Origin of the sequence: Streptomyces sp. NPDC049541 (assembly GCF_044465725.1) — a bacterium.
Lineage (GTDB): Bacteria > Actinomycetota > Actinomycetes > Streptomycetales > Streptomycetaceae > Streptomyces.
In genome coordinates, this window is the sequence record NZ_JBITLY010000019.1 from 137,249 (window position 1) to 147,495 (window position 10,247).

Genomic DNA, 10,247 nt, shown 5'->3' on the forward strand with positions numbered 1-10,247 from the left:
CGCCGGTCATTCGCGGGCCGCGGCCGTACTGCTCATGTCGGCGTAGCGGGTACCGGCCACCTGCGCCGCCAGCGGTTCGAGCGCGGAGAGTTCGGCCGCGGACAGGGTGAGCGCCGCCGCCGCGGCGTTCTCCCGCAGCCGGGAGGACCTGCGGGAGCCCGGTATGGGTACGACGGTGAGGCCGTGGACGCGGGACTGGTGGTGCAGCCAGGCCAACGCGATCTGCGCGGGGGTTGCGGCGTGCTCCGCGGCGATCGCGCGGACGGTCCCGAGGAGAGCGTGGTTGGTGCGAGCCTGCTCGCCGGTGAACCGGGGCATCGTCAACCGGGCGTCGCCCGCGCTCAGTTCGCTGCTGTCGGGGAGCGCGCCGGTGAGCAGGCCACGGCCGAGGGGCGAGTACGCCACGAACGCCACGCCGAGCTCCGCGGCCGCGGGGGCCGCGGACGTCTCGACATCGCGGCTGAAGAGCGACCACTCGGACTGCAGCGCGGTGATCGGGTGGACGGCGTGGGCCGCATGCAGTTCGGGGCCGGTCACCTCGCAGAGCCCCAAGTGACGGACCTTGCCCTCCTGGACGAGCTCCGCCATCGCGCCGACGGTCTCCTCCAGGGGGACCGAGGGGTCGCGGCGGTGCGCATAGTACAGGTCGATCGTGTCGATGCCGAGGCGCTTCAGGCTCGCCTCGGCGCACTGGCGGACGTAGGCGCGGTCGCCGCGGACCTGGTTCCAGGTCCGCCTGCCCGGCTGCCGCACGATGCCGAACTTCGTGGCGAGGAGGACCCGTTCGCGGTGGGCGCGGACGAAGGGGCCGAGGAGCACCTCGTTCCCGCCGTCCCCGTACAGATCGGCGGTGTCGAACATGGTGACGCCCGCGTCGAGGGCGGCCTGCAGGGTTTCCTGCGCCTGGGCAGGTGTGCTGGGTCCGTAGACCTCACTGAAGCCCATGCAGCCCAGGCCCTGCGCGCCGACTAACGGGCCGTTGGTGCCGAGAGGAACGACCGGGAGGGTGACGGCAGACATGGGAAGGCTCTCCTTGTCGCAGGGGGGCCGCAAGGGCGCGAATGTCACGCGCGGCGGGGGATGGTGATGTCGATGATCTCCTGTACACGGTCCGTGAGATCCTCACGGTTGTGCTGGACCCAGGAGATGTGCTGGCTGCCGAAGAACGCGGCGACGATGACCCGCGCCGTGGCGGCGATGTCGGTGGTGGGCCGCAACATGTCCTCGTCCTGGGCTTGTGCCAGTAGCTCGGTGATGAGCTGGGTGAACCCGCTGAACGGCGTCGGCATGTCGGCGTCGACCAGGTTCCGCTCGATCTGCAGCCGGGCACCGGCCTGCATCACCGGGTTGTCCCGCAGGGCGACCGCGGTCTGCAGGAGGAGCTCGCCGAGCGCGTCGAGCGGCGGGAGCTGCCTGGCCGTGACCGATTCGGCGATGGCGGGCAGCTGTGTGTAGAACTCCTCGGTGACCGCGACGGCCACCGCCTCCTTGTTCGTGAAATGGAAGTAGACGGCTCCCTTGGTCACCTCGGCGAGGTCGGCGATGTCCTGGAGCGTGACGGCGGGGAACCCCTTTGCGGCGAAGGCCTTGGCGGCGGCGTCGAGGAGCTGCCTCCGGGTGCGGCCGGCCCGTTCCTGCTTGAGTTCCCGCGGGGCCGCCTTGGTTGCCGTGGCTGTCCGGAGATGCTTGCTCATGATCCCTCTTCCGTACGTTTCTGCGGTGCCCGGTGCGCATGCCACGCACAAGATGGGTCCCTTGCAAGATACCTCTGCGAAGGTATATTTTCACGTTGCGCCACACGGTATTCCCGAACCGGATGGGGGAGAGACCATGGACCAGTTGTACGAACTGTCGACCAGGGTCCCAGGCGAAACGGGCACCGCAGTAGTGGATGCCTCTTTGAAGTTTCTTCAACCGGTCTCCCGGCAACTGGTCCACCGGGCCGCCGTCGCGGAGGTCTTCATCACGGACGCCTTGCAAGTGGGCGAGGGCCGGTTCCTCGTGGGAGCCCAGTGGCCTCGGGACCATGCGCTGTACTATCCCGATGCTCAGGGCATGTCCGACCCGTTGCTGCTGACCGAGACGGTGCGTCAGGCCCTGGTCTACCTGGCGCACGAGTACTGCGGGATCCCGCTGGGACACCGCTTCGTCGGCAGCGACACCCACTTCGAGATCACGGACCACGAGGCCTTTCTGGTCGGCGACGCTCCGTTGCACGTCACCCTGGACGTCCAGTGGTCGTGGGTGGCGAACAGGCCGCCCCGGCGCTTCGGAATGCGGGTGGACGCAGTGATGTCCGTGGCCGGGCGCGAGTGCGCCCGGGCCGGGCTGAGCGTCTGCGCCGTCGACGAGGAGCTGTACCGTCGGCTCCGCTGGCGGGGGAGGCAGGAGCAGGGCCGTGACGAGGCCGTCCGCGCCGGGCACTCCGCCGCAACTCGCCTGCCGGCGGCCGACGTCGGCCGCCTGCGGGCCAAGGACAGCGTGCTGGGCCGCACGGAGGCGGGCGAGTGGCAGTTGCTGGTCGACCTCCATCACGCCGTGCTCTTCGACCACCCCGGAGACCACATACCGCTGATGGTCACCCTGGAAGGCGCCCGCCAGTTGGGCCACCGCCTGGTCCATTGCCGCAACGACGCTCCCGCTGGAGCGGTACTGCGCGCCGTCCAGGTGGACTGCCCTGCCTTCGCTGACCTCGACGAACCGGTGCGGCTGTGCGCCGAGTCGCAGCCGTCGGCGGCCGCGTCGGACGTCACGAGGCTGCGCATCGCGGCCGTACAGCGGGAGGACACCGTCGCCACGGTCACCATGGAGTGGCTGCCCCGAGTCCTGCCCGCCGCGCCCGAGAAGGTCACCTTCTCCCCTGAGACGGTCGGCTCCGGCGCGGCGGTGTAGCGGTGCGCGCAGGCCGGCGGGCCTTGCTCGGCCGCTGCCGCGGCCTGCGATGTATGAGGGAACCAAAGGCCCACCGCACGCGGTGAGTTGCGCCGACCGCGCCGGGACGTGCGCCGAAGCGCAGGTGCGGGGGGAGTGTTCCTGCTCTCGCGGCATCCGCACCTCCCAGTAAGAAACCGCTTAGAAAGTATTTTTCCACATCCCTGTACGGCTCGACAAGGAGCTGAATGGTGCTCGATCATGCTGAGCCGCAAGAAAGGCAGCGATTCTGCCCCTCCCGTGCGGAGGGAATGGGCGGCAGGCCTGCCGAGGACGCGGTACTGCGGGCCGCCCGGTCGGCAGGGCGGGCCGCCGGGGCGGCGGACCGGGACCGGCGGCTGGCTCCCGAGGTCGTGACCGCGCTGAAAGATGCGGGCTTCGCACGTCACTTCGTGCCCCGCCGATGGGGTGGCCGCGAAGGCGGCTTCGCCCACCTGATCACCGCCACGGCGCTGATCGCCGGACAGTGCCCCTCGGCGGCCTGGTGCGGCATGCTCTGGGCCGCGCACGGACGGTACGCCGCCAGGCTGCCCGAAGAAGGACAGCGGGAGCTGTGGGGGAAGGGGCCCGACACACTGATCGCGGCGGCCCTGGCCCCGCCCGCCGGAGCCGCCCGCCCGGTACCGGGCGGCTGGCTGCTGGACGGCCGCTGGGACTGTGTCAGCGGCGTGGACTTCTCCCACTGGGTCCTGCTCGCGGCCCCGGTCGACGACACCGCGGTCGCGGCCGGTGTCACCCCCGCCGGTCCGGCGCCGGCCGCGGCACGGGTCCTGGCGGTGCCGCGCTCCGAGGTGAGCGTGCGCGACACCTGGCGCAGCACCGGGCTGCGCGGCACCGGCAGCAACTCCGTCTCCGTACGCGGGGTGTTCGTCCCCGACCGGCGCACCTGCCCGCTGGGCGACGTGCTCGCCGCCGTGGCCGAGCCCGGTGCCTCACCGGCACGCCAGGCGTCCGCGCAGCTGGCCGGCGGCCCGATGTTCTGCGCAACGGCGCTCGGCGCGGCCCGGCTCGCCCTGCGGTCCTGGACACGCTGGGCGACGACCCCGCCCGCCGGGCGCCCGGCGGCCCTGGGCGACCCGGCCGTCCAGCGGGTGCTGGCCCGCTCCGCCGGCGAGATCGACGCCGGGGCCCTGCTGTTGGACCGGGCCGGAGCCAGCGCCGACGCCGAGCCCACCGCGACGCGCGTCGAGGCGGTCAACCGGCGCGACGCCGCCGTGGCGGCCGAGTTACTGGTGGAAGCCGTCGAGCGGCTGTTCCGGACGGGCGGTGTCCATGCCCGGGACGACACCAGCGAGGTCCAGCGGGCCTGGCGGGACACGCACACGGTGGCGGCGCACGGCGCCCTGCGACTGGACGCCGCGGCCGGCGCGTACGCCGCCCGGGGCGAGGGCGAGTGGTAGGCGCCGACGCCGCAGGGGCCGCGGTGAGCCGGCCGGCCCGCCTGGTCTTCAGCGACGTCGACGAGACACTCATCGCGGTGAAGTCGATGTTCGACTTCCTCGTGTACTACTTCCGCGGCACCCGCGGAACGCAGGGCGCCCGCCACGCGGCGGACGTCCGCCGGGACCTGTCCCGCCGGACGTCCGCCGGCGCTCCCCGGGAAGCCATGAACCGCCTGTACTACCGCACCTGGGCGGGCGAGCCCGCGGCCCGGGTCGCTGAGCTGGCCGAGGCCTGGTACACCGAGCGGTCGGGGGCTCCCGGCTTCTACCTGGCCTCCACGCGCCGGGCGCTGGAACTGCACCGCGACGCAGGGGACACGGTGATCCTGGTGTCGGGATCCTTCCCCGCGGTCCTCGCGCCCATCGCCGCCGAGGTGGGCGCGACGCGCCTGCTGTGCTCGGTCCCCGGGATCCATGACGGAGTACTGACCGGCCGACTCGTGGGCGATCCCTGTATCGGAGAGGCGAAGAGCGCGGCGGTCCGCCACATGCTGCGGAGCTGGCCGGCCGTGGACCCGGCGCAGTGCTACGCGTACGGGGACCACGTCTCGGACCTGCCGATGCTGGCGGAGGTGGGCAACCCGGTCATCGTCGGCGGATCGGCGCAGCTGCAGGCGCGGCTGCCGCGGGCGCGGGTGCTGGGCCCGCAGGCCGTGGACCAGGTTCCCGCTCTCCTGCGTGCCACGCGGGAGGGCGGGGAGGAGTCCCCTGGGGCCTGCGCCTGACCGGCCGTACGAGCGGGCGCGTCCTCGGCACGCGCCCGCTCCTTCCGACGCGGCAGGGGGAGGGATGCCCTCCGCGCCGATGAGGAGGCGGGCGCAGCTCACCTCCGGGTACGGGCTTGTGACGCCGGTCAGCCCGGCGTCCGCGCCGACACGGTCGCCCACAGGTCGTCGAACCACCGCGCCGCGTCGGCGTCGTCGCCGGGCACGGGATGGGGAATCCCGAAGAAGACCGACATCAGCAGGCGGGCCACGGCTTGCGGGGGCAGTCCGCCCGAACCCCCGTCGTCGGCCTGCGTCTGCGCGACGGCACGGGCCAGCGGCAGGCAGATCCGCTCCACCAGCCCGTGTTCGCCCCGGTCCAGACAGGGGACCTCCACGGCGAGCCGCAACGCGGACCGGGCCCGCGCGTCCTGGCGCAGGTGCCGCGCGAGGTCGAGGACGGTCTCGCGCAGCGTGTCGACCGCCGCCGGTCCCGGCCGGCCGGCCCGCGCCGCACGCAGACTCAGCTCGGCCCCGGCCTCCTCGACCAGCGCCGCCGCCAGCTCCTCCTTGGAGGAGAAGTGACCGTACAGCGCGCCCTTGGTCATGCCGGTGCGCTTGACCACATCGAGCAGCGTCGTGCCCATGTAGCCGTACGCGGCGAACTCCTCGGCCGCCGCGTCGAGCACCCCCTCCCGGGTACGCACTGCACGCTTCTGAACCATGCCGAGCCCTCCGCCCGAATAAAAACCTTTAGAAAGGTATGTTATTGGTATCGCAGTCGCGACCGCATTGACATGACCTTATCCAGGTGTCACCGGGGCGCGACGATATCCCGCCAGTGCTCTGGTCGGGTCCGGCGGCGGCCTCCCGCAGGGTTCCTCGCACCGCGCCGGATCCTGCGGCGCCCGTCGCCCCGGGAGGCGAGGCACCGTCACTTCCCTGGGTGCGGACAGGTGCTACGAGATCAGGCCCAGGTGTCGCAGGTCCGCCACGTACTTCTCGATCAGCGGCCGGGACAGGTGCGGGATGTCCTGCTCGGCGCCGATGCCGGCGGCGCGCACCGCCGCGCGGAACCGCTCGGCGGGCAGTGCCGACGTCGTGCGCGGGGTGAGCGGCTCCCGCCAGGCGGCCATCAGCGGCAGCAGGGAGTACGGGCGCTGCGCCTGCGGCAGCGTCTGCAGTGCGGCCTCGAACTGCTCGCGCCACTGCCGGTGGCCGCCGACCCGGCGGACGGTGGTTCCGCTGTCGATGAGCCAGTCGACCACGGTGTCCAGTGAGACTCCGTCGTCGTGCGGGTTGACCACGTTGAACGTCCGGAATTCGGCGTTCCGGTAGCCCAGGGCGGCCACGGCGGCGGCGACGAAGTCCCCCGGCAGCCCGTCGTAGTGTGCCCGCGGCCGCCGGCCTTCCCCCACGCCGCAGTAGAACGACTCGGGCGCGATCCCCGTGGCGATCAGGCTCAGCAGCAGGCGGGTGAAGGTGTCCGGCACGTTGAGCTGCCCGGCGTACCGGGCGTGCGCCAGGATCATGCCGGAGCGGAACACGGTCACCGGCAGCCCGCACAGGTCGTGGGCCTCGCGCAGCAGCACCTCGCCGGCCCACTTGCTGGTCGCGTAGCCGCCGGCCTGCCGGTCGTCGATCGCGCGCTTCGGGCTGTCCTGCCTGATGTCGGTGTCCTCGGCCCCGGTGGCAGTGCCTTGTGCGGCCAGGGCAACGGTGGACACGTACACGACCGGCTTCAGCCGTGTGGTCAGAGCGGCGCGGATGACCTGGGCAGTGCCGACCACGTTGGGTTCGAACAGCTGGCGGTACGGCAGCACGTGGTTGACCAGCGCCGCCGGGTGCACGATGAGGTCCGCCGTGGCGGTCAGCTGCTGCCAGTCCTGTTCGCCCAGGCCCAGGCACGGCGCGCCGATGTCACCGGCCAGCACGCGCAGCGCGCCGCCCGCCGTCAGTTCGGCGAAGCGGCTCTTGAGCGCGGTGTCCCCGCTGTCCAGGGCCTCCTCCAGGCGCTGTCGGGCGGCGCTGTCGTCGGCGGCACGCACCAGGCAGACCAGCGTGCCGCCCACCGGGGCCAGGCGCTCGAGCCACTCCAGGCACAGCAGCCGACCGAGGTAGCCGTTGGCCCCGGTGAGCAGCACCGTGCGCGGTTCGCCGGCCGGCCGGGGCAGTGCCGTGCTCGCGGTGAGGGTTTCGGCGTCGATGAACTTGTCCAGAGTGAGGTCCGCGGCACGCGCCGAGGTGGCGTGCTCGCCGTGGACGGCGGCGAAGGTGGCGTGCTGCGCCGCGGCGGCGCCGCGCAGACGCTCCACATGGGCGCTGATCTCGCCCAGGGTGTTGGCCGGTCCCAGGACGGTTCCGACCGAGACCTCGACGCCGAAGACCTCCCGCAGGAGGTTCGCGAAGGACAGCGCCGACAGCGAGTCGCCGCCCAGATCGGTGAAGCGCTGCCCCGGGTCCGGCTCGACGTCGAGCCCGGGCAGCAGAGCCTGCGCGGCGCGGGCGACCGTCTCGGCCACCGGGCGGTCGTGGTCCTGCCACACCGCGCGCAGCTCCGCGGCCTGACCCGCGGCGAGTTCGGCGTAGCGCTGTTCGAGGCGTTCGCCGTACCGCTCCTTCAGCCGCGGGCGCAGCTGTTTGGTCGAGTCGGTCAGCAGACCGTTGTCCTGGCTGAACGGCACGGTCTCGACGATCAGGTCGCGCGGGACTTCGTACGGCGCCAGTCCGGCCTGCGCGGCAACGCTGTGCAGCGACCGGCTGAGCGCCGCCTTCAGCGCCGCCTCGTCGCCGGCCTGTGCGATCGCCTCGGGGGTGGGCACCACCACGGCGAGGAGGTACGCGCGGGAGCTGTTGCCGTACACGAAGACCTGCCGCACCAGCGGGCTGGCGACGAGCGCCGCCTCCACCTTGGACAGCGCGACGAACTCGCCCTGGGAGAGCTTGAGTACGTTCTTGCGCCGGTCGACATAGACCAGTTCGCCGGGCGCGGTCTCGGCCATGATGTCGCCGGTGCGGTAGTAGCCGTCCTGGTCGAACACCTCGGCGGTGTCGTCGGGGCGCCGGTAGTAACCGGGGGTGATGATGGCGGTCTTCACCAGCAGTTCGCCGCGCGGATGGGGGGAGTCGGCGGTGGAGTAGCCCAGTTCGGGGACGTCCACGAGCTTGTAGTCGAGCACCGGGGGGCTCTGCACGCGGTGGTCCAGCATGACCAGGCCGGTCTCGGTGGTGCCGTAGCTGTTCAGGAGCGGGACGTCGAGGGCGTCGCGGAGGAAGGCGGCCAGCTCCGGGGCGAGCGGGGCGGACCCGCAGGGGGCGTGGATGACTCGCCCGCCCAGCACGTGGTCGCGCAGGTGCGCGACCACCTCGGCATGGTCGGTCTCGCCCGGCTCGCCGTGCACCGCGCGCTGGTTGAGCTGGGAGTGGTAGCTCTCGAAAAGCAGCTCGCAGACCCGTGGCACCATCGCGATCTCGGTCGGCCGGATCAGCGCCAGGTCGTCCAGGAGGGTGGACAGGTCGCTGTTGGCCACGAAGTGCGCGGTGCCGCCGGTGGCCAGCGTCTTGATCACCAGCCTCCTGGCGACCAGGTGGCTCTGCGGCAGGAAGTTGGCGGTGATCAACGGGTACTGGTTGTCGGCTCCCGCAGGCGGGCGCCACATGAGGGACACCGTCGACTCTGGGAACATCACGCCCTTGGGCGTGCCGGTGCTGCCGGATGTGTAGATGAGGGCCGACAGCGCGCCGTCGGCGCTGCTGTCCGGCGGCAGTTCGGGCACCGGCGGCAGGGAGCCCGCGCGGCCGACGATGTCGGACAGCAGCTCCAGCGACGCCGGGGCACCTGTCGTGTCCAGCAGCCGTTCGGCGGCCGCCAGCGCCTCCCGGTGTTCGGCGAGCTCGGGGTGGTGGTCGAAGACGAGGATGCGGCGTACGCAGCTCTGCCCGGCCAGCGCTTCGAGCACGGTCGCCAGCCGGTCGGTGCTGGTGGCGAAGACGTGTGGGGCGGCCTCCATCACCAGGTGGCGGATGTGGTCGACCGAAGCGTTGGTGTGCAGGGGCACCGCGACCGCCCCGACCTGACCGCACGCCAGGTCGACCGTGGTGTAATCGGTGCCGGCGAAGCCCAGGATCGCGACGAAGTCACCTTCGCGAAGCGGGTGTTGCGGGTGGTGGTACCAGTCGGCGGCGACCGCGCCCAGCCGTGACCACAGCTCGCCGTACGAGATGGTGTCGAACCGGGGCAGCAGTCGCGCGGTGACGTGGCCGTCCACGCTGACGTACTGCCTGGCGCGCTCGCCGAGTGCGGGCCGGTCGGCGTACGCCGCAAGGGTGCGCCTGACGATCTCGGACAGACGCGGCCCGGGTCCGGCCCCCTCCTCGAAGACGCCGGCCACCGGCATGCTGTCGGCAAGTTCCGGCTCGGCCCGGAACAATGCGGCAATACGCTCCTTCCGATTTTTCCCTGCGGAAGCGCGCACAGTGGTGCCTGGTGAGTCATTACTCATGACCACGCCTTTCGGTGACCGCGAATTCTTTCCGGCACATGAGCCCGGCTGAAAGCCGAAGAAGACCCACCACGGGCCGGGCCGGCGCATGGGAGCAGAGGGCTCCGGTGGCCGAGGCGCGGTCAGCTTAGCGTGCGGAGAGAAATGGACGCCAGGTGTCGCGGGGTGGTGGGGATAGGGGTGGAGAATTGTGTCAGCGACGCCGTTCGGAATTGCTCTCGCGCGGGTGCGCGCGGCAATTCCCGTGGAAAGCGCCGGGCACCGCGTCCGGGGCCGTGCGCTCGCGTCACCGCACCGCGGGCGGCCCGGGCTGCGCTGCCCCAGGCGGCCGTCGCACGGTCCACCCCCGAGGCTGGGCGGCGGCCCCGTTGTCGCTGCTCGCCGGCACGGCCCCCTGTCCGTCGGGGGGGGGGGGGGGGGGGGGGGGGGGGGGGGGGGGGCGCCGGGCGGGGGGGGGGGGGGGGGGGGGGGGGGCCGCGGCCCCCCCCCCCCCCGCGGGGGGGGGGGGGCCCCCCCGGGGGGGGGGGGGGGCCGCCGCGTCTCGCCGCGCGCGGGTATATCCCCCCCTCCGGGGGGGGGGCGGGGCGCCGCCCCCGCCCCCCGCCCCCCCCCCCCCCCCCCCCCCCCCCTGCCGACTGCGGGTCAGGAAGCGGCGGCTTCCGTGAGCA

At 72.7% G+C, this 10,247-nt stretch carries 7 protein-coding genes; 3 read left to right on the plus strand and 4 right to left on the minus strand.

Going from position 1 to position 10,247, the window contains the following annotated elements:
• Positions 1-6: 6 nt before the first annotated feature.
• Both ACIBW9_RS41010 and ACIBW9_RS41015 read right to left on the minus strand, forming a co-directional pair.
• Entirely contained in the window at positions 7-1,020 is a 1,014-nt protein-coding gene (locus tag ACIBW9_RS41010) for an aldo/keto reductase (protein ID WP_398963496.1), read from the minus strand.
• Between the two features lie 44 nt (positions 1,021-1,064).
• A complete protein-coding gene (locus tag ACIBW9_RS41015; protein ID WP_398963499.1) occupies positions 1,065-1,694 on the minus strand; it encodes a ScbR family autoregulator-binding transcription factor in 630 nt (209 codons plus the stop codon).
• Positions 1,695-1,899: 205 nt separating this feature from the next.
• On the opposite strand from ACIBW9_RS41015, the gene ACIBW9_RS41020 reads away from it, so the two are divergent.
• From ACIBW9_RS41020 to ACIBW9_RS41030, 3 genes are all read left to right on the plus strand, one after another.
• Positions 1,900-2,892: a ScbA/BarX family gamma-butyrolactone biosynthesis protein gene (locus ACIBW9_RS41020; RefSeq protein ID WP_398963502.1), complete on the plus strand. Its 993-nt coding sequence runs from the start codon at positions 1,900-1,902 to the stop codon at positions 2,890-2,892.
• A gap of 290 nt (positions 2,893-3,182) precedes the next feature.
• Positions 3,183-4,331 (plus strand): acyl-CoA dehydrogenase family protein, encoded by a 1,149-nt coding sequence (locus ACIBW9_RS41025; protein ID WP_398963504.1) that lies wholly within the window; start codon positions 3,183-3,185, stop codon positions 4,329-4,331.
• Between the two features lie 23 nt (positions 4,332-4,354).
• Positions 4,355-5,098, plus strand: coding sequence for an HAD family hydrolase (locus ACIBW9_RS41030; protein WP_398963507.1), 744 nt, complete (start codon positions 4,355-4,357; stop codon positions 5,096-5,098).
• A 128-nt stretch (positions 5,099-5,226) separates the two neighbouring features.
• On the opposite strand, the gene ACIBW9_RS41035 is transcribed toward ACIBW9_RS41030, so the two are convergent.
• Positions 5,227-5,802, minus strand: coding sequence for a TetR family transcriptional regulator (locus tag ACIBW9_RS41035; RefSeq protein ID WP_398963510.1), 576 nt, complete (start codon positions 5,800-5,802; stop codon positions 5,227-5,229).
• A 234-nt stretch (positions 5,803-6,036) separates the two neighbouring features.
• On the minus strand, positions 6,037-9,669 hold the full coding sequence (gene car, locus ACIBW9_RS41040) for a carboxylic acid reductase (RefSeq protein WP_398963512.1): 3,633 nt from the start codon (positions 9,667-9,669) through the stop codon (positions 6,037-6,039).
• Positions 9,670-10,247: the final 578 nt, after the last annotated feature.

Excerpts from the sequence above, each read along its gene's own strand:
- ACIBW9_RS41010 (WP_398963496.1), bottom strand. The coding sequence starts at position 1,020 with ATGTCTGCCGTCACCCTCCCGGTCGTTCCTCTCGGCACCAACGGCCCG.
- ACIBW9_RS41015 (WP_398963499.1), bottom strand. The coding sequence starts at position 1,694 with ATGAGCAAGCATCTCCGGACAGCCACGGCAACCAAGGCGGCCCCGCGG.
- ACIBW9_RS41025 (WP_398963504.1), top strand. The coding sequence starts at position 3,183 with ATGGGCGGCAGGCCTGCCGAGGACGCGGTACTGCGGGCCGCCCGGTCG.
- ACIBW9_RS41035 (WP_398963510.1), bottom strand. The coding sequence starts at position 5,802 with ATGGTTCAGAAGCGTGCAGTGCGTACCCGGGAGGGGGTGCTCGACGCG.
- car (WP_398963512.1), bottom strand. The coding sequence starts at position 9,669 with ATGCGCCGGCCCGGCCCGTGGTGGGTCTTCTTCGGCTTTCAGCCGGGC.